27 protein-coding genes are annotated in these 25,272 nt (G+C 64.9%); 16 read left to right on the forward strand and 11 right to left on the reverse strand.

Annotated features, from left to right (window positions below; all coding sequences use genetic code 11):
- Position 1: 1 nt before the first annotated feature.
- From GWC77_RS01005 to GWC77_RS01020, 4 genes are all read right to left on the reverse strand, one after another.
- A complete protein-coding gene (locus GWC77_RS01005) occupies positions 2–1,078 on the reverse strand; it encodes a homocysteine S-methyltransferase family protein (protein ID WP_173254996.1) in 1,077 nt (358 codons plus the stop codon).
- Positions 1,079–1,270: 192 nt separating this feature from the next.
- Entirely contained in the window at positions 1,271–1,528 is a 258-nt protein-coding gene (locus GWC77_RS01010; RefSeq protein WP_018441084.1) for a DUF3567 domain-containing protein, read from the reverse strand.
- Positions 1,529–1,794: 266 nt separating this feature from the next.
- Positions 1,795–2,985, reverse strand: a complete 1,191-nt coding sequence (locus GWC77_RS01015; protein WP_173254997.1) for a DUF3108 domain-containing protein — start codon at positions 2,983–2,985, stop codon at positions 1,795–1,797.
- Positions 2,986–3,145: 160 nt separating this feature from the next.
- Positions 3,146–4,036: an IclR family transcriptional regulator gene (locus GWC77_RS01020; RefSeq protein ID WP_173254998.1), complete on the reverse strand. Its 891-nt coding sequence runs from the start codon at positions 4,034–4,036 to the stop codon at positions 3,146–3,148.
- Positions 4,037–4,170: 134 nt separating this feature from the next.
- On the opposite strand from GWC77_RS01020, the gene GWC77_RS01025 reads away from it, so the two are divergent.
- The 5 genes from GWC77_RS01025 to rfaE2 all read left to right on the forward strand — a co-directional run bounded on the left by GWC77_RS01025 (position 4,171) and on the right by rfaE2 (position 9,264).
- Positions 4,171–5,169, forward strand: a complete 999-nt coding sequence (locus GWC77_RS01025; RefSeq protein ID WP_173254999.1) for a fumarylacetoacetate hydrolase family protein — start codon at positions 4,171–4,173, stop codon at positions 5,167–5,169.
- A gap of 132 nt (positions 5,170–5,301) precedes the next feature.
- Entirely contained in the window at positions 5,302–6,024 is a 723-nt protein-coding gene (locus GWC77_RS01030; protein ID WP_173255000.1) for a PhaM family polyhydroxyalkanoate granule multifunctional regulatory protein, read from the forward strand.
- A 217-nt stretch (positions 6,025–6,241) separates the two neighbouring features.
- A complete protein-coding gene (locus tag GWC77_RS01035; RefSeq protein WP_173255001.1) occupies positions 6,242–7,465 on the forward strand; it encodes a patatin-like phospholipase family protein in 1,224 nt (407 codons plus the stop codon).
- Positions 7,466–7,909: 444 nt separating this feature from the next.
- Positions 7,910–8,776: a ferritin-like domain-containing protein gene (locus tag GWC77_RS01040; protein WP_173255144.1), complete on the forward strand. Its 867-nt coding sequence runs from the start codon at positions 7,910–7,912 to the stop codon at positions 8,774–8,776.
- Positions 8,776–9,264 (forward strand): D-glycero-beta-D-manno-heptose 1-phosphate adenylyltransferase, encoded by a 489-nt coding sequence (gene rfaE2 / locus GWC77_RS01045; protein ID WP_173255002.1) that lies wholly within the window; start codon positions 8,776–8,778, stop codon positions 9,262–9,264. Before GWC77_RS01040 ends, rfaE2 begins: the two co-directional genes overlap by 1 nt.
- Positions 9,265–9,342: 78 nt before the next feature.
- Here the strand turns inward: rfaE2 and GWC77_RS01050 are convergent, their stop codons facing one another.
- The 3 genes from GWC77_RS01050 to GWC77_RS01060 all read right to left on the reverse strand — a co-directional run bounded on the left by GWC77_RS01050 (position 9,343) and on the right by GWC77_RS01060 (position 11,431).
- The gene (locus GWC77_RS01050) at positions 9,343–9,582 is read right to left on the reverse strand and encodes a hypothetical protein (RefSeq protein ID WP_173255003.1); all 240 of its coding nucleotides are present in this window, start codon (positions 9,580–9,582) and stop codon (positions 9,343–9,345) included.
- Positions 9,583–9,689: 107 nt separating this feature from the next.
- Complete coding sequence (locus GWC77_RS01055; RefSeq protein ID WP_173255004.1) at positions 9,690–10,505, reverse strand: type III pantothenate kinase; 816 nt, start codon at positions 10,503–10,505, stop codon at positions 9,690–9,692.
- On the reverse strand, positions 10,502–11,431 hold the full coding sequence (locus GWC77_RS01060; RefSeq protein ID WP_173255005.1) for a biotin--[acetyl-CoA-carboxylase] ligase: 930 nt from the start codon (positions 11,429–11,431) through the stop codon (positions 10,502–10,504). The genes GWC77_RS01055 and GWC77_RS01060 overlap by 4 nt, the downstream gene beginning before the upstream one ends.
- A gap of 162 nt (positions 11,432–11,593) precedes the next feature.
- Between GWC77_RS01060 and GWC77_RS01065 the strand changes: the two genes are divergently transcribed.
- Genes GWC77_RS01065 through GWC77_RS01080 form a run of 4 tightly spaced genes read left to right on the forward strand, consistent with a single transcriptional unit; the run spans position 11,594 to position 15,340 of the window.
- Positions 11,594–12,721: an ABC transporter permease gene (locus tag GWC77_RS01065; protein WP_173255006.1), complete on the forward strand. Its 1,128-nt coding sequence runs from the start codon at positions 11,594–11,596 to the stop codon at positions 12,719–12,721.
- Between the two features lie 7 nt (positions 12,722–12,728).
- Entirely contained in the window at positions 12,729–13,607 is an 879-nt protein-coding gene (locus tag GWC77_RS01070; RefSeq protein ID WP_173255007.1) for an ABC transporter ATP-binding protein, read from the forward strand.
- Positions 13,608–13,654: 47 nt separating this feature from the next.
- Positions 13,655–14,620, forward strand: coding sequence for an MlaD family protein (locus tag GWC77_RS01075; protein WP_173255008.1), 966 nt, complete (start codon positions 13,655–13,657; stop codon positions 14,618–14,620).
- 51 nt (positions 14,621–14,671) lie between these two features.
- Positions 14,672–15,340, forward strand: a complete 669-nt coding sequence (locus GWC77_RS01080; RefSeq protein WP_367948982.1) for an ABC-type transport auxiliary lipoprotein family protein — start codon at positions 14,672–14,674, stop codon at positions 15,338–15,340.
- Positions 15,341–15,371: 31 nt separating this feature from the next.
- Here the strand turns inward: GWC77_RS01080 and GWC77_RS01085 are convergent, their stop codons facing one another.
- From GWC77_RS01085 to GWC77_RS01095, 3 genes are all read right to left on the reverse strand, one after another.
- Positions 15,372–16,289: an autoinducer binding domain-containing protein gene (locus GWC77_RS01085; protein ID WP_173255009.1), complete on the reverse strand. Its 918-nt coding sequence runs from the start codon at positions 16,287–16,289 to the stop codon at positions 15,372–15,374.
- An 86-nt stretch (positions 16,290–16,375) separates the two neighbouring features.
- On the reverse strand, positions 16,376–17,215 hold the full coding sequence (locus GWC77_RS01090; protein ID WP_173255010.1) for a LuxR family transcriptional regulator: 840 nt from the start codon (positions 17,213–17,215) through the stop codon (positions 16,376–16,378).
- A gap of 73 nt (positions 17,216–17,288) precedes the next feature.
- Complete coding sequence (locus GWC77_RS01095; RefSeq protein ID WP_173255011.1) at positions 17,289–18,923, reverse strand: SMP-30/gluconolactonase/LRE family protein; 1,635 nt, start codon at positions 18,921–18,923, stop codon at positions 17,289–17,291.
- A gap of 247 nt (positions 18,924–19,170) precedes the next feature.
- On the opposite strand from GWC77_RS01095, the gene GWC77_RS01100 reads away from it, so the two are divergent.
- The 5 genes from GWC77_RS01100 to GWC77_RS01120 all read left to right on the forward strand — a co-directional run bounded on the left by GWC77_RS01100 (position 19,171) and on the right by GWC77_RS01120 (position 23,037).
- Entirely contained in the window at positions 19,171–20,118 is a 948-nt protein-coding gene (locus GWC77_RS01100) for an AraC family transcriptional regulator (protein ID WP_173255012.1), read from the forward strand.
- 173 nt (positions 20,119–20,291) lie between these two features.
- Positions 20,292–20,612: a ferredoxin gene (locus GWC77_RS01105; RefSeq protein ID WP_173255013.1), complete on the forward strand. Its 321-nt coding sequence runs from the start codon at positions 20,292–20,294 to the stop codon at positions 20,610–20,612.
- A 16-nt stretch (positions 20,613–20,628) separates the two neighbouring features.
- On the forward strand, positions 20,629–21,261 hold the full coding sequence (locus tag GWC77_RS01110; RefSeq protein WP_173255014.1) for an alpha/beta hydrolase: 633 nt from the start codon (positions 20,629–20,631) through the stop codon (positions 21,259–21,261).
- 257 nt (positions 21,262–21,518) lie between these two features.
- Positions 21,519–22,751: a D-alanyl-D-alanine carboxypeptidase family protein gene (locus tag GWC77_RS01115; RefSeq protein ID WP_173255015.1), complete on the forward strand. Its 1,233-nt coding sequence runs from the start codon at positions 21,519–21,521 to the stop codon at positions 22,749–22,751.
- 16 nt (positions 22,752–22,767) lie between these two features.
- Positions 22,768–23,037 carry a DUF493 family protein gene (locus GWC77_RS01120; RefSeq protein WP_173255016.1) on the forward strand — a complete coding sequence of 90 codons (270 nt, stop codon included), beginning with the start codon at positions 22,768–22,770 and terminating at the stop codon, positions 23,035–23,037.
- Here the strand turns inward: GWC77_RS01120 and GWC77_RS01125 are convergent.
- Positions 22,992–23,987 carry a transcriptional regulator GcvA gene (locus GWC77_RS01125; RefSeq protein WP_173255017.1) on the reverse strand — a complete coding sequence of 332 codons (996 nt, stop codon included), beginning with the start codon at positions 23,985–23,987 and terminating at the stop codon, positions 22,992–22,994. The genes GWC77_RS01120 and GWC77_RS01125 overlap by 46 nt on opposite strands.
- Positions 23,988–24,088: 101 nt before the next feature.
- Between GWC77_RS01125 and GWC77_RS01130 the strand changes: the two genes are divergently transcribed.
- Together GWC77_RS01130 and lipB are read left to right on the forward strand one after the other, a co-directional pair.
- Positions 24,089–24,415 (forward strand): DUF2917 domain-containing protein, encoded by a 327-nt coding sequence (locus tag GWC77_RS01130; protein ID WP_173255018.1) that lies wholly within the window; start codon positions 24,089–24,091, stop codon positions 24,413–24,415.
- A gap of 105 nt (positions 24,416–24,520) precedes the next feature.
- A complete protein-coding gene (gene lipB, locus GWC77_RS01135) occupies positions 24,521–25,270 on the forward strand; it encodes a lipoyl(octanoyl) transferase LipB (RefSeq protein ID WP_173255019.1) in 750 nt (249 codons plus the stop codon).
- Positions 25,271–25,272 lie beyond the last annotated feature (2 nt).

Consider the following 25,272-nt stretch of genomic DNA (forward strand, 5'->3'; position numbering starts at 1 on the left):
CTCATTCGGCCTTCTCCCGATAGTGGGCCCAGGTTCGTGGTCTGACGCCGGCAAGGGCCTTGGCGATCGCCGCGATATGCTCGGGTGTCGTTCCGCAGCAGCCGCCCGCGATATTGACGAGTCCGGCTTCGGCGAATTCCTTCAGTAGTCCTGAGGTATCGGCCGGTGTCTCGTCGAAGCCCGTATCGCTCATGGGATTCGGGAGTCCGGCGTTCGGATAGCACGAGACGTAGACGTCGCAGAGCTTCGCGAGCTCGGCGATGTAAGGCCGCATCAAGGCGGCGCCGAGCGCGCAATTCAAACCGAACGTCAGTGGCCTCGCGTGCCGTAGCGAATTCCAGAACGCTTCGACCGTCTGGCCCGACAGAATGCGGCCCGAGGCATCGGTGACCGTGCCCGAGATCATGATCGGCAAGCGCTCGCCGGTGTTTTCGAACAGTTCGTCGAGCGCGAAGAGCGCGGCTTTCGCGTTCAGTGTATCGAAGATCGTTTCGACGAGAAAAAGATCGACGCCGCCCTCGAGCAGCGCTTGCGCCTGCTCGTAGTAGGCGGCGCGCAGTTCGTCGAACGTGACGTTGCGCGCTGCCGGGTCGTTGACGTCGGGAGAGATGCTCGCCGTCTTCGGCGTCGGCCCGATCGCGCCGGCTACGAAGCGCGGTTTGTCGGGCGTCGAGTACTTGTCGCAGGCCGCTCGCGCGAGTTGCGCCGACGCCAGATTCATCTCGCGGGCGAGCGCTTCCATGCCGTAGTCGGCCTGCGCGATGGCTGTGGCACCGAACGTGTTCGTTTCGACGATATCGGCCCCGGCCGCCAGATACTGCTCGTGGATTTCGCTGATGATCTGCGGCTGCGTGATCGAAAGCAGCTCGTTGTTGCCCTTCACGTCACGCTGAAAATCCTTGAAACGCTCGCCGCGGTAACGCGCTTCGTCGAGCTTGTACCGCTGGATCATCGTACCCATGGCCCCATCGAGAATGAGGATGCGCGATGCGAGCAGTGCCGGCAGCGCGTGGGCACGCGTATAGGTCGTTGCGCCGGCCGCGGCGGTGTCGACGGATGGGGCGGCTTGCGAGGTCATGGCTAAAGGGGCGTGAGCCCGAGCACGTTGGGAGCCCGATATTGTAGCGGTTGCGGCTCGACATCGCCGGCACCGCCGGTGCGGGTCCGTGGCAATCGATAAAGACGAAACCCCCGCCGGCGAATGCCGGACGGGGGTTTCCAGTCGATTACGGGAGGAGAGGCGCTGCCCGTGCGCGGCTCCGCTCGTACGTCAGTGCAGCACGACGGGTTGGTTCATCAGGCTGTCGAACTGACCGAGGAACTCGTCCACTTCATCGAGGGTGGGCTCCTCTTCGATCAGCTTGCGGACGTGTTCGCGAAAACGTGCCGCCATCGCGCCGTCGATGAAGATCTCGCGCTGCGTGTTCTTGTCTACGATTTCATAGCCGCCCGCATTCATCGCGAGGTGGCCGGCCTGCGGCGCGAACTCGACGACACAATAATTAGGGCTGTTGTAGATCATTTGCATGGCGACACTCCTTATTCCGTTTGGCTCCTGGCCGTTTTCCGCCCTGTAATTGGAGCGTTGTGTATGGAATTTCAAGGGGTGGGTCTTAAACGGCGCTTAAACCGTGCAAGAAACATACATCGAATTCGAAACAAAGCGTCGCAGACCTGAAAGTTAGACCCCGGTCATACAAAACGTTCGAGCGGCGAAGGTACATTCGAGGCGTGCACCGTGGGCACGAGCACATTACTCGGATGCGTCCCTCCACGGCTGCTCAGGCCGCCGGTTTAGGGTTCTTCGCGTGTCGGAACTGGTACCGGCACAACGTCGGGGCGCTCGCCCGTCGTCATCTGCGTCGATGCATTTTCCGCGCCCGGCGCAGCGAGGGGGCCCCGCCAGACGAGTTCGATCTGCGTACCGTTCGGTTCACTCTGGGTAATTCTTGCCGGTAACCACCCGAGCGCAGGCGCGAGCCAGACATCGATACGGCGCAAATCGCCGGCGTGCCGAGGCGCCCGCGCGAAATGCCGCGCGCCGATGTAACCGGCGGCGGTACGCACCGTCTCGTCGCCGACCGTCTCGATCGGCCAGATTTCGCCGCTGTCGTCGTCGGCTACATAGAAATTGCGCGTCACGCCCGGTCTGTATGCGTCCGGATCGCCGCGCACGAGGCTCGCGAGCTGCATCACCATGCTGAAGCGGTCTTGCGCCCCGTCGGGCAACGCCAGCGTTGCGCTCGTGCGCGTGAAAGCGATGCGGCGGCTCGTGCGATCGAACGTGGTCACTTGCTCCGGGCGTCGGCCGCGACGCTCGACATAGCGCTCCGGCGCGAGGCCGAAGGCGTCGATGCGCCCCTCGCTGGCATAACTGAACGTGCCGACGAACGGCAGCGGCACGGAGACCACTATCCGATAGCCGGTGGCATCGCTAGTCCAATGAATCGTGCCAGGCGCGTTTTGCACGCCGTTGTAAAACGTGTCGTAGTTCAGGTTGCCCGACGGCGGCACCGAAAATTTCACTCCGACTGCTTTCTCGTGTGCCGTGCCCGAGCCTTCGGCCGACGCGCCGCCGGCCGCAGTCGCTGCCGATGCATTGCCCCATGTCGTGCTCGCCGAGGTAGCGGCGTCCGCGCTCGGACTCGGGGCGGCGGCTCGCGGTGCGTCCTGCGCGATGGACTGCAGCACGTGCTGCGGAGCTTTTTCGCGCCGAACACGCGCTGCGCGTGGCGCCGCCGGAGTGCGCGTAGCGGTGGGAGCCGGCTCGCGCGCGATGCGCTCGGGCGTAAGGAGCGCGACCTCGACGGGCGGCTTCGCGATATCGGGCGCAAACGCATCGCGATGGCGGACGACCCAAATCGCGGCAATGGCGTGCGCCAGCACGACGCCGGTCGCAACGAGGCCCCAGCGCCATGGCCGCGACGGCAGCGTCGCGGCGCCCGGCAGCGCTTGGGGCGAATCGGCGGCGTAACTGAGTGGCATGGCGATCCAACGCAAAAGTCAGATGAAACGAAGAGCGGCGGGATGCAGGCTTCGGCGTGCAACACGCCGCTTCGCCGCATGGCGAGGTCTCGTTCGACCGGCATGCGCCGCACCGTGTTCCGGCGTCGGGGCTGCCCGCCGCAGCCGGTGACCGCTGCGACTAACGGGGCTCGGCGCTGTATCCGAGCTCATACGAGAGGCGGTGTGCACAGCTTCGCAGCGCGGACGAGATCTGGCCCTGCCACGAAATGTCGAAAGTGCCTTCGTGACCGAGCGCAATGAGCCCGAGAGCGAGCCCGCCCGTCGAATCGAAGACGGGCATGCAAAACGCGTCGATCGTCGGCAGCAGCAATCCCTCGACGCGCGCGCCGCCATGCGCTCTGACATCGGCCAGCAAGCGCTCGAGCTCCTCGCGCGTGCGCGGCCCCGAACCGTGGGGTGAGCGCCGCGCAATGGATAATTCGCGGTCGATGAGCCGCTCCGTCTTTCCGCGCGGCAAATATGCAGCGAAAAGCAGGCCCGTGGCCGAGCCGATCAGCGGCATGACATCGCCGAGCTTCAGCGCGGCCTTGGCGGGCCGGCTCGATTCGATCCAGTGCACGACCGTCGGTCCCAGATTACCCCAGACGGCGATGCCGAGCGTCGCGTCGAGCGCTTCATGAAGCTCTGCCAGCGCGATGCGAGCCAGCTTCACGCCGTCGATGCGGGCAAGCCTCGCGAGCCCCATTTGCAGTGCGAAGCCGCCGAGTTCGTAGCGTCCGTTAAGCGGATCCTGTGTGACGACGCCGAGCCGCACGAAGCTGACCAGATAGCGATGTGCTTTCGCCGGGCTCATTCCCGCGCGGCTCGCAAGATCGCGCAGCATCATCGCGCGGGGCTCCTGCGTCAGCACGTCGAGCAGCCGGAAGCCAACTTCGATCGATTGAATTCCCGCACGCGCCTTCTCTTCGGTCTCGCGCGTATCGTCGGGCAGATCGCCCGGGCCGCGCTGACCGCCGGACGCGGCCGTGCGCGCAGTGGGATCTTCGGGGATGATCGGGGAAGCGGACATATGGCCTGAAACGTGTGCGGCGCATGATCGGAGCGATCGGGAAGACAGGGATGCTGGACGATAAGGCGCCGTTGCGGATTCACCATCGTAAAATAGATTTCCTCCATCGTCACTACAACGATTTCCATCCACTCATGAAACTTGCCACGCTCAAGGACGGTTCGCGCGACGGTCAATTGATCGTCGTCTCGCGCGATTTGCGCACGGCCTCGATTGCCGACGCCATTGCGCCCACGCTGCAGCGCGCGCTCGACGACTGGCCGTTTTACGCGCCCCAGCTTGCCGAGCGTTACGACGCCCTCAATCAGGGCCGTGCGCGCAATACTTTCGCGTTCGAGCCCAAAGACTGCATGGCACCGCTGCCGCGCGCCTATCAATGGGCCGACGCTTCGGCCTACGTGAATCACGTGGAACTCGTGCGCCGCGCGCGCGGTGCCGAGATGCCGCCCGAGTTCTGGACCGACCCGCTGATGTATCAAGGTGGCAGCGACGATTTGCTGGGGCCTTGCGATGACATCGTGTGCCCATCGGAGTCGTTCGGTATCGACTTCGAGGCCGAGGTGGCCGTCGTCACCGGCGATGTGCCCATGGGTACCGCCCCCGACGCCGCGTTGCGGGCGGTGCGACTCGTGATGCTCGCGAACGATGTGTCGCTGCGCAATCTGATTCCGGCCGAGCTTGCGAAAGGATTCGGCTTCTTTCAAAGCAAGCCTGCCACTGCGTTTTCGCCCGTGGCCGTGACGCCCGACGAGCTTGGCGAACATTGGCGCGAGGGACGGCTGCATCTGCCGATGATCGTGCATTGGAACGGCAAGAAGGTAGGACAGCCCGACGCGGGCACCGACATGGTTTTTCACTTCGGGCAGTTGATTGCGCATGCCACGAAAACGCGTAACCTGCGAGCGGGCGCGATCGTGGGTTCGGGCACGGTATCGAACAAGGATGCCCAGCGCGGTTATTGCTGTATCGCCGAGAAACGCTGCCTCGAGACGATTGCCGACGGCGCGCCTGTCACCGAGTTCATGCGATATGGCGACACGGTCAGAATCGAAATGTTCGACGAGCCGGGTCGCTCGATCTTCGGCGCGATCGAGCAATCCGTCGCGCCGCTCGATGCCGCTGCCGCGGCTTGACAGGCCCTAGCTGCCGTCGCGTTTGCCGCGCCGGGTTTCGCCCGATGCATGCGGCAGACAAGCAGCCTACACTGGTGGCGGCGCGCGGGGCGCGTCCCCGATAACCGATAGACCTTGAGAGGCTAGACGCAAATGACCGATAACCAAGGCGACCAGCCGTTTCCCGGGTTCCCGGGTTTTCCGCCCGCCGAGATGCTCGACAAGATGTGGAGCATGATGCGCCTCACCCCGTTCGGCTCGGCGTTTCCCGGCACGCAGCCAGGGACCGCGCAGGGCTTTCCTTCGCCGCTCTCGGCGATGTCCGACATGATGACGCCGCTCACGAACGTCGAAGAACTCGATAAACGCATCACCGATCTGCGTGCCGTCGAACAGTGGCTCAAGCTCAATCTGAATATGCTGCAGTCCGCGATTCAGGGGCTCGAGGTGCAGCGCGCCACGCTCGCCACGTTGCGCGCGTTCGGCGCGTTTGCGCAGGCGTCGATGACGCAGCCGGCGGCCGGCGAGGCATCGGCCGCATCGGCGGCGTCGGCAAAGCCCTCGGGCACCGACAGCGCGCCACGCGAGGAAAGCGCGGGTGCGAAGGAGGACGAGGCAGCGCGCGATGCCGGCGCGTTCGACCCGACGGCCTGGTGGAACGTGCTGCAGTCTCAGTTCAACCAACTCGCATCGTTCGCGGTCTCGCAGCCCGGCGCCGCGCCCGAGGCGAAGCCCGACGGCCCGGACGACGCGGCGGCCGGCGCGCGCAAAACGGCGACGGGCAGCTCGGCGAAGACGGGCGCGAAGAGTTCGCCCAAGCGGAGCTCGACGCGCAAACCGGCCGGCGGCGCCCCGGCTTCGTCGAACGAAAAGTAGGCGCTCACGCGACCGTACGAAGCGCGCGTGGCGTACGGGGCGCACGACTTGCGGGCTTGCATGAAAGCGCCGGTAAAGAAGTGAGAGAACAAGCCGATAAACCCGCTAATGAGAGACGCAACGGCGGGCCGAATGGCGCGAAGGCGGTTGACGTGGCAATAGCAGGCAGACGGGACGCATCGATGGGTGTGCATGGGGCGCTCGGCAAGGAGGCGCCGTGCGGCTCGCGCTCGTTTTGATGGGAGGTGGCGCGCGAGCCGCCTATCAGGCGGGCGCGCTGAAGGCGTTGGCCGAGATCACCCGCGAGGTCGATCCCGATCGGCGCACGATCGCGTTTCCAGTCGTTTGCGGCACCTCGGCCGGCGCTATCAATGCGGCTTCCATCGCGAGTCATGCCGACGATTTTGCCGAAGGCGTCGAGCGGCTCGTCGATTTCTGGTCCCATATCAGCGCCCGGCAGGTCTATCGGACGGACTGGCGTGGCGTCGCGGCGGCCGGCGCGCGCTGGCTCGCGGCGATGAGCATCGGTTGGGCGGTTCATCAAGCGCCGCGGGGGCTCTTCGACAACAGCCCGCTAGCCGAACTTTTGACCCAAGGACTGGACTTCTCGCGCATTGGCGCCGCGCTCGAATCGCGCGCGCTGCATGCGCTGTCGATCTCCGCGCTCAGTTATTCGAGCGGCCGGCATCTGACTTTTTACCAGGCCGCCGAGCCGATCCAGCAGTGGCGACGCGCGCAGCGCTCGGCGGCCATGGTGAAACTCGGCCCCGAGCATCTGCTCGCGTCTTCGGCGATCCCGTTCCTTTTTCCGGCCGTCCCGCTGCCGCTCGATGGGCGCACTGAGTATTTCGGCGACGGATCGATTCGCCAGATCGCACCGCTCAGCCCCGCCATCCATTTCGGAGCCGAGCGCATCGTCGTGCTCGGGGCCGCCGCGCCGCGGCCCGAAGTGCCGGTCGCACCCGGTGCGGCTTCCGGCTATCCGACGCTGGCGCAGATCGGTCAGCAGGTACTGGCCAGCGTGTTTCTCGATTCGATCGGCGCCGATATCGAGCGTATCGAGCACATCAACCGGATGATTCTTCACCTGCCGCATCAGATCGAGCCTGCCAGCGGATGGCGCCATATCGAGGTGCTGGCCATTGCGCCGTCCGAGCGCATCGAGTTGCTCGCCGCACGGCATCTGAAGCGGCTGCCGCTGACCGTGCGCGGGCTGCTCGGTGCCGTGGGGGGCAATCGCGCTGCCGGCGCGTCGTTCGCGAGCTACCTGCTTTTCGAGGCCGAATTCGCGAGCGAGCTGCTCGAGCTCGGCTACCGCGACACCCTGGCCCACAGCGAGCAGCTGCGCGCCTGGATTGCGGCCGCGAACCACCGCGGCGTGCGCGCGAGCCCGCCGCCTGCGAACGCGCCGATGCACGAAAGCGGCAGCGCGGCGCGTTGAGCGCTATGCGCATCGAGCGGATGCGACGGTTTGCCCGGACGCTGGGTCGCCCTCGGGGGGCTCCAAATGCCCCGCTGGCGGGCGGCGCCATGCTATCATTCCAAAGCTTTCGATCTTGTGGGCGATACCGAAAACCATGATCGCGGCAGTCCGTTGAGCCGCCGTCCGCCGGGTACACGAAAGGAAAGGCTCGGCGCCAGGGCGATGCCCCGCTCGACATCCGGCGGCCGACATCGACGAGCGTCGATAGGCCGTCCTCGCGGGAGGACTGCCGGGCCGATGCCGTGGGCTCGTGACTTGAGCTCGATCAACGATCGGCCAACATTACCGCGTAAAATAGTGAATTTGGCTGCTTCGATGTGCTCATTGGTGCATTTGCAGCAATAGTTGAGTGAACGACTGACGAGTCGCAATGGGCAGACGAGGGGTGGGACGATGAACACCATGCTTTATCCGGAACTTTATAAATCGCTCGAATCGGTTCGATGGGACATGGAAAAGGACATCCCCTGGGACACGTTCGATGCCTCGTTGCTGACCGACGAGCAGGCTGCCACGATCAAGATGAACGCGATCACCGAGTGGTCCGCACTGCCCGCTACCGAGATGTTCCTGCGCGACAATCATCACGACAGCGATTTTTCGGCTTTCATGAGCGTGTGGTTCTTCGAGGAGCAAAAGCATTCGCTCGTCCTGATGGAATATCTGCGCCGTTTCCGCCCCGAACTCGTACCGAGCGAGGAAGAGCTGCATGCCGTGCGCTTCCAATTCGATCCCGCGCCGCCGCTCGAAACGCTGATGCTGCACTTTTGCGGAGAGATTCGCCTCAACCACTGGTATCGCCGCGCGGCCGAGTGGCATACCGAGCCCGTCATCAAGCACATCTACGAGACGATCTCGCGTGACGAGGCGCGTCATGGCGGTGCGTACTTGCGGTATATGAAAAAGGCGCTCACCAATTGCGGCGACGTGGCACGTGCCGCGTTCGCCAAGATCGGCGTGCTGATGGCGTCGGCCCGCCGCACCGAAAAGCCGCTCCACCCGACCAACCTGCACGTCAATCGCGACCTGTTTCCGCGCGACACGATCCAATCGCGTCTTCCCGATCCCGAATGGCTCGAGCGCTGGCTCGACGAGCAGATCCGTTTCGACGACGGCTGGGAGAAGAAGGTCGTCGAGCGCATCCTGCACAATCTGTCGATCCTGTTCGAACGCACGTTCACGACGGCGCAGGAACTCAATCGCTATCGCAAGGAAGTCGCGGCGCGTTTGCAGTCGCAACAAGGCTCGGCCGAGCAGCAACCGGCCTGATGAGCGTTTCCTTCGAGCGCAAGATCGTCACGCGTGAAGCACTGGCTGCGCGCCGCGCGACGCTGGCGGCGCCCGTGGTGTTCACGAACGGCGTCTTCGACATTCTTCATCGCGGCCATGTGACCTACCTCGCGCAGGCCAAGGCGCTTGGCGCGTGCCTCGTTGTCGGCGTGAACAGCGATGCCTCGGTCCGCATGCTCGGCAAGGGCGACGATCGTCCGATCAATCGTGAAGCCGACCGCATGGCTTTGCTGGCCGCGCTCGAAAGCGTGGACTGGGTCGTCGCCTTCGAGGAAAAAACGCCGATCGATCTGATCGCGGCGCTCCATCCGGACATCCTGGTGAAGGGCGGCGATTACGACATGGACACGCTACCCGAATCGGCGCTCGTGCGCGGCTGGGGAGGACGTGCGCTGGCGATCCCGTTCGAGCACGACCGCTCGACCACAGCGCTGTTGACAAGGGTCCGCGCGCAATCCGGCGCGTAGTCCACCAGTCGTTTGCAGTACGTTTGGCTTGTGCTGCGCTGCCAACCGTAGCAAACGACTACAAACAAATCACATGCGTCATCGCCCGAGCGGCGTCGCCGCAACCAGCGGCGCCGGTGCCGGGGTTCCGACAACGGCTTGCTCACCGGCGTCGGCAGCCGTGATCGGATGCGCTTGCAGCCATTCCGGGTGAACCTGCCGGTTCAGGTGGCCGGGCTCGAGCGGCCCGGATGCCGGCAGGCGGCCGAGCATGCCGCTCGCGAAGCCAAAGGCGAGCACATTGGCTAGTAAAAGAATGACGATCAGCCAGCGCAACATTGCCTGTCTCCCTCGTAGTCAAACTCGAACGATCGCAAAAGCCGCAGGCGCCCAGCGCGCCCGCACCGCGCGCCGCATGGCGCGCTCGGCTTTCTCCCGTTTTTCTCCTATGCGGAACCCTCGGCCGCAATGAGCGCCAGCCCCGACAGCACCAGCGAATCGTGGCGCGTGCACGGCACGTTCAGCGCGCGCGCGACCGTATCGGCTGCTCCTCCGCCGAGCACGAGCCGCACCGGCGCGTTCCAGGCGCGCGCCAGTTCGTGCCAGGCTCGCTCGATGAGTGCCGTCTGGGCCAGCAGCGAGCCCGCCGAAATGGCCTGCGGCGTGTCAGTCGCGAACCACTCGCGAGCGTGAGCCGCGCTGGACGGCTCCTCTACGGAGTGGGCCGCGAGTATCGGTAGTTGCGCCGTGTGTTCGCCCAGCGAGCGCATCATCAACGACCAACCCGGGGCAATGAGGCCTCCCGTGAACATGCCGTCCGCGCGCAGCGCCTCGAGCGTCGTCGCAGTCCCGAGCGTCGCGATCAACAGGTCTTCGCCGGGAAAGGCCGCGCGCGCGCCGATCATCGCCGCCCAGCGGTCGCTGCCCAGCCGCGCCGGCTCCCGATAGCCATTCGTGACGCCGCACTGATGCGCCGATGCGCGGATCGTCGTACGCGGCAGGCCCGGCCAAGCGGCGTCGATCAGCGCGTCCAGACGTTCCCCGGCGGCGGCGCCCGCCACGTTCGATATCCATGCCGCCGAAGGACGCGGCGACGACGACTGCCACGCCGGTTCAGCAGGAACAGGCTGATCCGATTGCGCCTGCGCAGCGCTCGCGTGCCCGAATACCCCCGTTTCCAACATCGTCCCATCAGCCGTGGCCAACGCCCATTTGATGCGGCTGTTGCCGGCGTCGACCAGCAGAAACGGCGCGCTTGTCATGGTGTCGATGGTGCCAGGCGCAGCGAGACGTCGCCGGTCGCGATGGCCCGGATGCCGTCGGCCGTTTCGAGCAGCAACTGGCCGGCGTCGTCCACGCCAAGTGCCCTGCCGCGCGCGAACGGTTCGCCGTTTTCGAGCAGCACGACCTCGCGCCCCGCATAGGCGTGGCAGGCGCTCCAGCGCGCGCGAAAGCCCGCGAAACCCTGGCTGGAAAACGTGTCGACCATCGCGGACAGCCCCGCGAGGGCGGCGGCAAGTGTCAGCGTGAGGTCCGCGTCCGGCAGAATCTGTGAGAGCGCCGCCGGGGGCGTCGGCCGAGCCTGCTCGGGCAAGGCGGCTGCCGCTGCGGCGAGCTCGGCATCGAGCGCGGGGTCGCTGCGAACGTTGATGCCCACGCCGATCACGGCGGCGGTTGCCGAGGACGTGCTCCAGGCCGTTTCGACGAGGATGCCCGCGAGCTTGCCGCCGTCGAGCAGCACGTCGTTCGGCCATTTGAGGCCGATGCGCGCCGCGTCGCCGGCCGCCAGCCCGGGCAGCGCGCGCAGTCGTTCGACGAGCGCGGCGCCAACGGCCAGACTCAAGCCCGCGAGCCCGGAGAGAGGCCGCGGCACGATGCAGCCCACGGAGAACATCAGCGCATGGCCCGGCTGCGCCTGCCAGCTACGACCTTGTCGCCCGCGCCCGGCCGTTTGCCGGTAGGCTGCGCGCACCACGTGCACGCCGGCCACGGCCCGCTCGCGCGGCATCGCCTTCATGCGCTGCATCAGGTCCGTATTCGTCGAGGCTGTTTCGTCGACGATCTCGAGCATCGGCGAGGACACGGCGGGGCTGAGCGCCACGGCGCGCTCGCGATCGATGCGCGATTCATTTGGGCGGGACTCGCCTGAGGGCGTCGGGGACGACGCGTCGAAATGGGTATCGGTCATGACGCGTATTGTAGGGCCTGTCATTCGCTCGACGCGGCTAATGGCATCGGGCGGCATCGAGCGGCATCGTATGGAGCGCGGAGTCGCGCGACGCGAACGGTGCGCTTGCCCCTGTGGCTGGCTACAATGGCCGCTCACCATCGCGAAAGGAGCCTGTCGTCCTTGGACTTCGATACTCCGCCCGGGTTGCAGGTCATGGCCGGCAGCGCCGGTCCGCTCGTGCGTCTGTCGGGCCAATGGACCGCGCTGGCGCTCGCGCGCGACCGGGCCCGCGCCGGTGCGACCACACGCCTCGTCGGCCTGATGGGGAACACGACGGCGCAGTGGGACTTATCGGAGATCGCACGGATGGACCACGTCGGTGCGCAGGCGCTCTGGAGCGTTTGGGGGCGCAAGATGCCGGAGCGGCTCACGCTGACCGAGACGCAGCGCGACATTTTCGCGCGCATCGCGTTGCTCGAGAAACAGCGCGAGGAGCCCGAGCGCGTGGAGCGCATCGGTCCGGTCACGGCGCTCGGCGAAGCGATTTTCACGTTCGCAGGGCACGTCCAGGGCGGCGTGACGATGTTCGGGCGCGTGATACTCGATCTGCTCTCGATCGTGCGCCATCCGTCGAGCGCCCCGTGGACCGAGATCTCGGCCAATATCTATCACGCGGGCACACGCGCGCTGCCGATCACCGCACTCGTGGCGTTCCTGATCGGCATCGTGCTCAGCTATCTCTCGGCGCAGCAGCTTCGGCTTTTTGGCGCCAATCAGTTCATCGTCAACATTCTCGGGCTGGCGGTGATTCGCGAGCTCGGGCCGGTGCTCGCGGCGATCCTCGTCGCGGGCCGATCGGGGTCGGCGATCACGGCGCAAATCGGCGTCATGCGCGTGACGGAGGAGCTCGACGCCATGCGCGTCATGGGCATCCCGCATGGGCTGCGGCTGATTTTGCCGCGCGTCGTGGCGCTCGGCGTGGCCATGCCGCTGCTCGTGATGTGGACGGACGTGGTCGCGCTGGCGGGCGGCGCGCTTTCGGCGCAATTCGTGCTCGGCATCGATATCAGCTATTTCGTGCGCGCCTTGCCGAAGGTCGTGCCGATCGTCAATCTTTACATCGGTCTCGGCAAGGGCGTGGCGTTCGGTATCCTGATTGCGCTCGTCGCGTGCCATTTCGGATTTCGCATTCAGCCGAATTCGCAGAGCCTCGGCACCGGCACGACGTCATCCGTCGTGTCGTCGATCACGGTCGTGATTCTGGCCGATGCCATCTTCGCCATCATGTTTCAGAACGTAGGGATCTAAAGCGCCCATGACCGCGCCGCTTTCCGCCGCCGTACGCGACCGTCCGCCGCCGGCCATTGCCGAGACGGTCATCGACGTGCGCGATATCACGAAGCGCTACGGCAGCAACATCGTGCACGAGCACCTCGATTTCGCGGTGCGGCGTGGCGAAATCGTCTCGATCGTCGGGGGCTCGGGCTCCGGCAAGACGACACTCGTGCGGCAGATCCTCGGGCTTGAAGCGCCAAGCTCGGGCTCCATCCTGCTTTTCGGCGAAGACACGACGAAGGTCGATGCGAAAACGGCGAAGCTCATGCGCAGCCGCCTCGGGATGCTTTTTCAGCAGGGCGCGCTCTTTTCGTCGCTGTCAGTATTCGACAACGTCGCTCAGCCGCTGCGCGAACTCGGCCGGGTGCCGCGCACGCTGTTGCACGACTTCGTGATGCTCAAGCTGGAGATGGTGGGACTGCCTTGCAAGCACGCCTCGAAAATGCCGGCCGCGCTCTCGGGCGGAATGATCAAGCGCGTGGGCATTGCGCGCGCGCTCGCACTCGAGCCGGAGCTGCTGTTTCTCGACGAACCGACAGCGGGCCTCGATCCCCAGTCGTCCGAAGAGTTCGTCGAGCTGATCGCGACCTTGCATCGCGCGCTCGGCCTCACTGTCGTCATGGTGACGCACGATCTCGACACCATGGCCGCGATCTCGACGCGTGTGGCCGTCCTCGCCGATCGCAAGGTCCTCGTGGCGGCGCCCATCGAAGAGGCGGCGGGCGTCGATCATCCATTCATCCGCGAGTTCTTCCTCGGCCGCCGCGGGCGGCGCGCGCTGCAGGCGCTGCCGCCCGAGCGCCGGGCCAAGCTGCCGCCGGCCGCACTCGAGGCCGCGTCGGCCGAAGTGCCCCTGTGAGGCGCCGGCGCGGCGCCTCGCGACTTTGAGCTTCAAGGAATACGCGAATGGAAAACAAGTCGCATGCGTTCTGGACCGGGGTTTTCGCGATCGGACTGACCGTGACCATCGTGCTCGCGGTTTTCTGGTTCAACTTCGATCGCGCGGTGCGCATCCCCTACGATCTCGTATCGCGTACGAGCGTGACGGGACTCACGACCGATGCCGCGGTCCGCTATCGCGGCCTCGATGTGGGCAAAGTGCAGTGGATCCGTTTCGACCCCGCCCATCCCGGGCAGATCGTGATCCGGATTCTCGTGGACAAGAGCACGCCCATGACGCGCTCGACATTCGGCAGCCTCGCCTTGCAAGGCGTGACGGGGCTCGCGTTCGTTCAGCTGGACGACACCGGGGGCGACCCGGCACCACTGCCGTCTTCGTCGAAGCATGTCGCGCAGTTGCAATTGCGGCCCGGCTTGCTCGATCAATTGCAACGGCGCGGCGATGCATTGCTGGGCGAGCTCGAAAGCGTCGCGACGCGCGTCGACGCCATGCTTTCTCCCGAGATGCAGGCCCAATTGATGGCAACCGCCGCGAGCGTGCAGCACGCAGCGGACGCTTTGACGGTGCTCGCTTCGCAAGCCGCGCCCGCGGCGAAGCAATTACCGGACACCCTTGCGCAGACGAGGCGCACGCTGGCATCGGCCGAGACGTTGATGAGCACGCTCAGTGCGCCGCGCGGACCGCTCTACGCGAATCTCGACAAAATGGGGGCGGCGGCCGATCGTGCGGGCGCGGCCGTTGCGCAGATGGACGCGTCGATCGAAGCCATGTCGGCGCGCATCGAGTACGACACATTGCCGCGCGTGAACGCACTCGCGGCCGACGTCGGCGGCGCCGCGCGCTCGATCGACCATGCGGCGACGGTGTTCGGCACGAGCCCGCGCAGTGTGCTGTTCGGCGTCGGTGCCGCTACGCCAGGACCGGGTGAGCGCGGCTTCGCATGGCCAAAGGCGGCTGCCGCCTCGCGCTGAGCATCCGCGTTCGAGAAAGAAGGGAAGCAAAGGAAGCGATCTATGTCACGTATCACACGTTCGATGGAATCGATTTTGGATACCCGCGCAGGGCGCATCTTCATGCGCGCGCACTATGCGTCGGCAACGCTTGCGGCGTTGGGGGCGATGCTGCTTGCGGCATGCACGCTGGGTACGCCGGCAGCCGTATCGGATATCCGCTACGACCTCGGGCCCGCGCCCAAGACGCCTCCGTCGGTGGTCCCGTTGCCCGCGGTGAGAATGTTCGAAGTGCGCTCGCCGCGTGCGCTCGATAGCGACGCGATCCTCTACCGGATGAACTACGTCGATCCGCGCCAGACCTCGTCATATGCGCACAGCCACTGGACGATGGCGCCTCCGCAGTTGCTCACGCAACGCTTGCGCAGCGCGCTCGCCGCGCAAGGGGCCGTGCTCTCGGGCGACGAAACGGCGAGTGCGCCGCTTCTCACCGTCGAGCTCGATCAGTTCGAGCAGGATTTCGATAGCGAAGACCAGAGCCATGGCGCCGTCACCGCGCGCGCGACGCTGGCCCGCGGTGGCAAGGTCCTCGCGCAACGCACGTTCACCGCCCGCGCGCCGGCGAGGACGTCGAGCGCGGCGGGCGGGGTCGGTGCGCTGTCCGCCGCGAGCGACGAACTGATCGCGCAGTTGATCGCGTGGCTCGGCATGCAGGCCCCGCTAGCCGCGCAAGCTCAGTGACCTGGCCGCGGCCCAACGGGACGCGACTTCCTCACCTCGAATCGCGGCTACCCGCGATGAATGCCAGGTGGCTGCGATCGCGTGCGCCATATCGCTGCTTGATGTGGCGCAAGTGATAGTCGACGGTGTGCGCGCTCATATCGAGCCTGGCGGCAATCTCCTTGTCCGTCAGTCCGAGCACGAGCAAATCCACGATTTGCCGGTGCAGCGGCGAGAGCAAACCGAACGCCTCCTGCCGTTGGGCCGCGCGCAAGTAAGCCGCGCAACGCTGATGCAGCGACGAACCGAACGTCAGGCATTGAACGATGACATCCTCGGTGAGCCAGTCGGCTACGCTCTCGCGCGACGACGCAAGAATGACGATCGAACGCATCGACGTGTTGGAAATCGGCAAGCCAAAGGCCAGACCGCTTAGAAAACCGTTCTCGCGCATTTCATGGAGGAACTGACGGTCCTCGTCAGCGAACTCCCTCGCACCGGATGTGCGCATCGACGTCTTCAGCTCCCATGGCTGCGGCAGCTGACTGGTCAGCACGGTGCGCAGACGCGCGTTGCGTTCGAGCATGCCCGTACGCACCATGCGTTGCATGAGGCTCGGCGCGAAAGCGTTGCGTAGCAGATAGATGCGATCGATTCTGCCGTGTACGTCCGTCTTCACTGTCAGATAAGCGAGACGACGGAAACCCAGTACGTGGACGACACTGCCGACCAGACGCGTCAGTTCGTCGAGGTCGGCCGCCGCGCCAAGTTCAGCGGCGAGGCGCGTCTCGCTGCCGAGCTCATCGCTGCGCAGCATCGGCTCGACCTCGGATTCATCCACATAATGGATCTGGGGCGCGGAGCATGGTGCCTGCAAGGCCCTAACGGGCGCCTGGAACCCGGTACAGGCGTCGAACTCGCTTAGCAACATCGCACTCGCCCGCTCGTCATCGAGTGCTTCGTATGACATTACCGCCCTCCCGATTGCTGAAGCGCAGAGTAGGTTACCGGCCATGCGCCATGCAGCCGTTCGCGATGCCCGTGAGGACTCGTGCTTTACTCATGCAGAATCCGGCTCGCCATATACGCAAGCTGGACCCGATTCCGGGCGGCGTATCTGCGTTCCAACTGCTCCAAGTGGTACGCCACGACGTGAGTCGATAGCGATAAGCGCTCGGCAATTTCCCGATTGCTGACTCCCTGTGAGACGAAGCGCAGCACAGCCTGCTGCGCGTGACTCAACACGCCGGCTTCGGGATCTGAAATCAGATGCCGTAGCCGCGGTTCGACGAACTCATGCAGGGCAAGGGCGAGCGCATGGGCTTCGCCGATCACTCTATCGGTGATCCAGCGCCGATCGGCTCGCGCGCTCGATAACGTGACGATCGCCCGCTGGAACCTTCTGCCGGCAGGAAGCCCGATGGTCACGCCGCTGCGCACGCCGGCCCGCGCCGCCTTCTCGCTGAAATGCCGGATGGCGGGATCGGCATGACGGCCATGCCGGTCCGCGCAGAGCGAAGCGAGGTCCCAAGCAAATGGCCAGTCGCACCGGCTCGCCCGGTCGATGCGAGGATCGCCGCTGAGAAACCCGCTTCGCTCGAAACACGCACGCCAGCCCGGGGGCGAATACGTGTCGAACCATGCGGCATGTCGAACGCTCCCGCCCATGCGATGTATGCGCCAATAGCACAGCCATTGGAACCCTGCGTCTTGAATCGCGGCGCGAACCTGCCGTTCGCGCGCGGCGCCGTCGGGGCAACGTGTGAGAGCCGACAACAGCCTGGAGGTGCCGTAAATCGCGTCGTCCGGCGCGGGCACATTCGACAACCGGACATCATCGAGTTGTCGTTCGCCGAACGCCGCCACGTCGATGCGATGATCGTCTGCAAGCTTCATCCGCCAGGGTCCGCGATGAATAACGGATTTCGTTTCGATGGGTCGGTCCGACCGGACAGTTTCGCGCGGACGCTCACCATGGCCGCACGCGGTAGATCGCGTTGTTGCGATTCGCACTGAAGTAAACCGTGCCGTCGGTACCGACATCGACGCCTGTCGCCACATACGGGGGCGGCATGCCCGGAGCACCGGGCAGGCCGATGGGCAGCTGATCGGCCACGATGCGACGCTTTTGCGTGGTGGGGTTGATTTCGGTCAGGCGGCCCGCGCCCGCTTCGGCAACGACGAAGGTGCCCCAGGGCGTTTGAGCGACGCCTTCAGGCAGCGCGAGCTGGGTGGCCACCACACGCTTGTTGCCCGTCGTCAGATCGATCCTCGCAAGGTCGCCTGCGGCGGATTCGGTGACGTAAAGTGCGCCATCGCGGCCGAGCGTCATTTGCGCCGGCCCCGCCAGCCCCGTGGCCACGATTTTGCGCGTGGCGAACCCCGCACCGCTCGCCTGCGTGATATTGCCGGTGGCGAACTCGGCGACGAGCACGCTGCCATCCGCGAGCGGCAGCGCAGCGTAGGGCGTCTGCCAGCCGGTCGTCGTGGCGAGCGTCGTGTTGCTCGCGCGATCGAGCACCTGTACGGTACCGGTGATCCACGAGGCCAAAACGACCAGATTATCGGAGAGGCCGAGGGCGAACGGATATTGCAACGTAGAGCCGGCGGCCCACATGCGCATCACGTCTGTCACGCCGCCGCTTGCCAAATCGACCTTGCGGTAGCTGAAAATATCGGCAAGCCACATGTTCCCGCCCGACAGCTTGATGCCGGCGGGCACCGCAACTACCCCGCCGGTCAGCAGCCTCGACGAACCGCTCGCCATATCGACAGCCGTGATCGAGTTGTCAGCGAAGTTGGAGACGTAGATCGTGCCGTCGGATGCAAGCACGAGGTTATCCAGCGAGGGCTTCAGCGTCTTGAACACCGTCTTGCGGCCGGTTACCGGATCGACCTTGCTCAGTTCCCCGGTTGCGGCGTCGACGACCCAGAGGTTGTCCGCGGCATCGAGTTTGACGGCGCTGGGCGCGTTGAATTCGGCGTTGATCACGCTGAGCGCGCCGTTCGCCGGGTCGATTCTCACGACGCTGTGCTTGAACCACAGCGGGCCGTAGATCATGCCGTCGGCACCGACCTGAAAGCCGTCCAAGCCGCCGAGATCCTTCGCGATGAGCCGAGGCGCATGGGTGCCCGTCACGTCGATTTCCCAGAGCGCGTCGCCGGCGAAGACCTGGCTGACATAGAGCTTGCCCGTCTTCGGGTCGAAAGCGACTGAATTGATGCCCGGCAAGTTGCTGGCCACCACCTGTATCGGCGCGCGCGGACCCGCGCGATAGTGCACGACACCCATCAGATAGCTGGTCCATGCCATCTGGCCTTGCGGGCCGATGGCCACGTCGTCGGCCTGCCCATCGGGACTACCGATGAACACCTTTGCCTCACCGGTGGTGCGGTCGACTTGCCAGATCGAATTGCCGATGATCGTGCACGCAAGCAGGCGGCCATGCTCGTCGATTGCCAAGCCATGCACACCTGAGAAATGCGACGGCGCAACGATTGCCTCTGGGGCGCGCCAGCCATTGGGTTGGGAAGTTTGCGCAGAGGCGCATAGGCTCGCCAGCAGCGAGCAAGCGGTCAAGAAGCGGGCAAGGGCACGGTTCATGGTGGTTTTCCGGCAAGAACGCTGCGTCAAGGGGGGGCGGGACGCATTCCATGATCCGTAGAACGTGCCCGGCCGGCTTGAATCGGCGTGCCGTGCTTGACTCTGCGTGCTCTTATTTTTTATTTAATGGCTGTAGACTGGCTCGCACTATGCAATTCGCATTGTCGTATCCAGGGGCACCGCACGACGGTGCTGCCGGCTCGTTGTTACGAAGGCGCAACTTTCGCAAACTACTGTCATCGACGAAATGGACCCGCGCGAAAGATTACATACCTCTTACATCGGCGTGCGAGACACGCCGACGCTGTTCGTGACGACGTTGCAGAAGTCGACGATGTTCCTCAACAGGGAACGATGCGAGGTAGCCAACCACGGTCTCACTCCGGACTATCCGCTCGAGGACGCATTCGCCGTTTATCTGATGCTGCAAGCGATGCCCAGTTGGGACCTGTGGTGCGACGGCAAGCCTCGACCGGTGGTGGATCATCGAGCCGGGGAAGTCGCGATATACAACCTCGATCAGTTGTGGCGGGCCAACATGAGGGCGACATTCGATTGCCTGCACATTCATATCGCACGCGCAGCATTCGACGAAATCGCATGGGAAGCGGGCACTCAGCGGATCGAGGATCTTGTTTGCCCTCCGCACGAGAACACCCTCGATCCGGTGATTTTTTCCTTGGGGACAAGCTTGCTGCCGGCGCTCGAGCACCAGGAACGGGCGAGCCAATTGTTTGTCGAGCACGTCTCATATGCGCTGAATCTGCATATTGCCGTCACGTACGGGAAAATGCGGTTTCGGATCGCCAGAGTGAACGGTGGTCTCGCTCCGTGGCAGATGCGGCGGGCCACCGACTATCTGATGGAGCGCCTCGATGGTCAGGTCTCATTGCTCGAACTGGCCAATTATTGCGGTCTTTCGCGTAGTCATTTTTCACGTTCGTTCAAGCGGTCGACGGGACATGCTCCGCATCAATGGTTGGCACGGAAACGAGTCGACCGGGCGAAGGATTTGCTGACCAACACCACGCTGCCTCTTTCCGAGATCGCGATCCGGTGCGGTTACGCTGATCAGAGCCATTTCAGCCGTGCGTTCAGCGCGCAGACCGCGGTCACGCCGACCCACTACCGACGAGCCCGTTCATCGAAGCGCATCGACGCCGGCTTCGAGACGTCGGCGATCTCCGAAGGCTGATTCCGGACCGGCCCGTCGTACGCGGGACAGGCCGGCTGAGCGTCGGCATCAGTGCTGACCGTGCGCACGCCCTGCCCGAGCGGACAAGGCCGCTTACTGGCTATAATCGGCCGGGCCTCGTGGGCCGATGCCGCGGCGGCCACCGTCTGGCGCCGCTTCATTTTCTGGAAATCATGGATTCCTTTTTCAAGTACCACGTATTTTTCTGCGTCAACCGGCGCGAGCCCGGCGCCGATCGCCCAAGCTGCGCGAACTGCAACTCCGAGGCGATGCAGGCCTATGCGAAAAAACGCGTGAAAGAACTGGGGCTCGCCGGCCCCGGCAATGTCCGGATCAACAAAGCCGGATGTCTCGACCGCTGCGAACTGGGGCCGACTGTCGTCGTGTATCCCGAAGGCACCTGGTACACGTATGTCGACGAATCGGATATCGATGAGATCGTCGAATCGCACCTCCAACACGGCACGATTGTCGAGCGGCTCAAGATCGATTGACGGAACCACGCGCACCATGAATGCCCAAACGAAGAAATTTCTGATCGACGGGCCCGTCGGCAAGATCGAAGTCGCCGTCGATATGCCCGCCGATGCGCCGCGCGGCATGGCGCTCGTTGCGCATCCGCATCCGCTGTTCGGCGGCACGATGGACAACAAGGTTGCCGTGACGCTCGCGCGCACGCTGGTGCAACTGGGCTATGTCGTCTACCGGTCGAACTTTCGCGGCGTGGGTGCCACTCAGGGGGAGCACGATAACGGCGTCGGCGAGCGCGACGACTTGATGGCGGTCATCGAGCATATGCGCGCCGACCCCGACCCCGAGCACGGCACGCTGCCGCTCGTGCTGGCCGGATTCTCGTTCGGCACGGTCGTGCTCTCGCATGTGGCGGCGCGGCTGCGCGATGCCGGCGTCGCCATCGAGCGAATCGTGTTCGTCGGCACGGCCGCGAGCCGCTGGGACGTTGCACCCGTGCCGGAAAACACGCTCGTCATCCATAGCGAGTTGGACGAGACCGTGCCGATCGGTTCCGTTTTCGAATGGGCACGGCCGCAGGAGCTGCCCGTGGTGGTCGTTCCGGGCGCCGAACATTTCTTGCATCGCAAACTGCATATCCTCAAGCGGATCGTGACCGAGGCCTGGCGGTAGCCGGGCCGCTCGCCCGGTCCTGTACCGCTCGTCCGCGTTTGGGGGCCACAGGTACGCGGAAAATGCAAATCGACGCGATTGCGCCGCGTATAATGGGCGCAATTTTTTTGCACGAGCGTCGCCGCGCGACGGGCGTTCCACCGCTCGACGATCCGGCGCTCGAGCGCCGAACCGAACGCGCCACCGCCTGTCCAACGCTCGCTTTGCACCGGGCGGCGCGGCCGCCACGCTGACTTCTCTCGCACGAACTGAATCCTATGCGCTCTTCCTTCTTCGGCATGCCGTCCATTGCCTCGTCTTTCGTTTGCCCTTCGATCGTCCGCACGCTGCCTGCCACGCTGGCATCCGCCGCCGCATTGGCGGCTGCATGCTATGCGCCGGGCGCCGCGGCGCAAGTGCCGCCGCCGGCCGTGACGGCGCGTTCGTGGGTGCTCATCGATGCCACGAGCAACCAGGTTCTTGCCTCGGGCAACGCGAACGAACGCGTCGAGCCGGCTTCGCTCACGAAGCTGATGACGGCTTATCTCGTCTTCGAGGCCCTGCACACGAAGAAGATTTCGATGGATCAGGTCGTGACGCCGAGCCTCGCGGTGCGGCGCGTGCGCAACGACGAATCGCGCATGTTCATCGAAGCCGAAAAACCGGTGACCGTGCACGATCTCGTCTACGGAATGATCGTGCAGTCGGGCAACGATGCCGCGATCGCGTTGGCGGAACTCGTCGGCGGGACCGAAGGGCATTTCGTCGAGATGATGAATGCCGAGGCGAAGAAGCTCGGCATGACCGGCACGCACTATGCCGATGTCAACGGCATGCCCGACCCGCAGCACTACACGACAGCGGCCGATCTGGCGACGCTTTCCGCGCATCTGATTCGGGACTATCCCGAGTACTACTCGATCTTCGCGGTCAAGGAATTCACCTATAACAAGATCAAGCAGCCGAACCGCAATCGTCTGCTGTGGCTCGATCCGACCGTCGACGGTCTGAAGACGGGTCACACGCAGGCGGCCGGCTACTGCCTGATCGCGTCGGCGAAGCGCCCGTTGCCCGGTGTGCCCGATGCATCGCGCCGTCTCGTCAGCGTCATGATGGGCGAGCAAAAAGAGCACGAGCGCGTACAGGACAGCATGAAGATGCTGAACTACGGCTATAGCGCTTACGACGTGGTCCGGCTCGTGAAGGCGAATCAGGTGGTACAGACGCCGCGCGTCTACAAGGGCGCGGCCAACAGCGTGCCCGTCGGCGTGAAGAGCGACCAGTACATCACCGTGCCACGCGGCATGGGCGACAAGGTCAAGCAGCAGGTGGCGCTGAATGCGCCGCTCATCGCGCCGATCGCCGAGGGGCAGCCGCTCGGAACGGTCCAGATCGTCGGAGATGGCAAGACGCTCACCCAGTTCCCCATCGTCGCGCTTCAGCCCGTGCCGGCTGCCGGTATCGGTGGGCGTATCTGGGACTCGTTGATGCTGATGTTCAGTAAGAAGTGACGTGGAGCCAATCGAAATGAGCCCGGTCAATGAATCGTTGTTCGAGTTTCCATGCGACTTTCCGATCAAGGTGATGGGGAAGTCCCACCCCGATTTCGCGGAAACGATCGTGACCGTCGTGCGCGATTTCGATCCGACCTTCGAGGCGTCCCGCATCGAAATGCGGGCGTCGAGCGGCGGCAACTACATCGGCTTGACGGTGACCGTGCGCGCCACGAGCCGCGAGCAGCTCGACGATATCTATCGCGCGCTCACCGGGCATCCTATGGTGTCGGTCGTGCTCTGAGTCAGCGCGCTGCCCGCCGCCTCCGGGCCAGCCGCACCCCTACAGGCCTTCACATATAGCTCCCGGAAGCGCTCCACCTCCTCGAATATCCATGTGTGGAAGGCCTGCACCCGCGCGGTTGCGATGAGAGGCGGCGGGCATACGAAGTAATAGCTGTCGGTGCTCGGCGCATCGATGTCGAAAAGGCGTACGAGCCGTCCTGCCGCAAGTTCGTGCGTGGCGATCGACCGGCGCACGAGTCCAATGCCCTGGCCATCGATGGCCGCCTGCAGCAAATTCGACGAATCCTGATAGAGCACGCCCCGCCGCGGCTCGCTGATATTGGCGAGCCCCGCCACATCGAACCAAGGGCGCCAAAGCTCGTCATCCGACCGCAAAAGCCGCGCGTCCACCAGATCGGCCGGCGTCTTCGGCAGCGCGCCACCGTTGTAGGACGGCGCGCACACGGGAAAGAACACTTCATCCAGCAGTGGCTCGACATACAGATCCGGGTAGCGTCCGCTGCCGTAGCGGATGGCGAGATCGACATCGTCGCGCGTGAAATCGGTGAGCGCATTGGTCGACAGCAGCTCGACGTCGATTTGTGGATTGCGTTCGATGAAGCTGCCGATGCGCGGGGTGATCCACCGGGCGGAGAACGACGAAGCCGACGAGACGATGAGGCGCCGCTCGCGGTCGGACGAGCGTACGTCGTAGGTCGCATCGGCAAGCGCCATCAGCGCGGCGCGTACGGCCTTGGCATAGCGGGCGCCGGTCTCGGTGAGCCGGACGCGTCTGCCGTCGCGAGCGAACAGGAGGGTGCCGAGCTGCTCTTCCAATGCACGAATCTGGTGGCTGACGGCGCCATGTGTGACGAACAATTCGTTGGCGGCGCGCGAAAAACTCTCGTGCCGCGCCGCGGCCTCGAAGACGCGCAGCGCATTGAGCGGGGGGAGGTGTCGCAGGTCCATTGTGAATTTATTTCACATACCGGTGAGAATTGATCGTTTTACGCTGAGGTCCGCCACGCCTAGGATTCTAGTCATCGAAGGCCCCTTTTTGGAAAACGATCATGAGAAAAATATCCTCAAGCATCACGTTCGAAATCGAACCTGGCGAAACGGCTTCCATGTTGATCGGCGACAGCACCCGGCTGACAGCCGAGGGAGCGCCGCTCTGGGTGACGCGTAGCAACGACGTCGAGGATTATTGGCTCCAACCCGGCACTGCGCTGCATCTGCGCCGCGGTGAGCGCTTGTGGCTCAGCGTCGAAGGCAGCGAGAAGGCGCAGGCACGATTCGTCGCGCCGCTGACGAGGCGTGCGCTCGTCGGGGACTGGCTCGGGGCACTCACGGAGCGGCTCGCCGAGCGCTGGCGCGGTGGGTGGCACGCCGTCTGATGTCCAGGCGCGGCGCGCGGCGGCGGCGTCTCGCGGCCGCCCAGGTTACCTTGGCGCCGGGTCTGCCCGGCGGCGTCGGGCCGATTCCGGTAAACTGCGCGAATCATGTGCTCCGCGTCGACCCCCGAAACCGCCGTCTCTCCGGAATGCGTTCCGCACAGCCCGAGGGCCACGGTTGACGTCGGTCTGACCGTCCGCTGGCGTGGGCTCGAACCTTACGAGGCCAGCTTTGCCGCGATGCGCGAGTTCACCGAATCGCGTACCGACGCAACGGGCGATGAACTCTGGCTGGTCGAACATCCTCCTGTTTTCACGCTGGGCCAAGCCGGCAATCCGGCGCATTTGCTGGCGGCGGACCCTGCCATTGCGCTGGTCAAAGTCGACCGCGGGGGGCAGATCACTTACCACGGGCCCGGTCAGGTCGTCGCCTATTTGCTGCTGAATCTGAGACGGCGCGGCATTCTCGTGCGTCAACTGGTCACGGTGATCGAGGAGGCCGTGATCGAGACGCTCGCGGCGTATAATCTCGCCGGCGAGCGCCGTGCCGGTGCCCCCGGCATCTATGTGGCGCCCGGGCCCCGTGCGGGGACCCACGCCGGCGCGAAGATCGCGGCGCTCGGCCTGAAGATTCGCAACGGATGCAGCTATCACGGTGTCAGCCTCAACGTGAACATGGATCTGCGCCCGTTTCTCGCGATCAATCCGTGCGGCTACGCGGGGCTCGAAACGGTGGATATGGCCACTTTCGGCGTCACCGCCAGCTGGCGCGATGTGGCCGGCACGCTGGCCGCGCGCCTTGCCGCCAACTTCGACACCGCTCTCGCGCATCGCTCATCGACTGGATCTACCGAATGACA

Source organism: Paraburkholderia sp. NMBU_R16 (genome assembly GCF_013282575.1).
Classification (GTDB): domain Bacteria; phylum Pseudomonadota; class Gammaproteobacteria; order Burkholderiales; family Burkholderiaceae; genus Trinickia.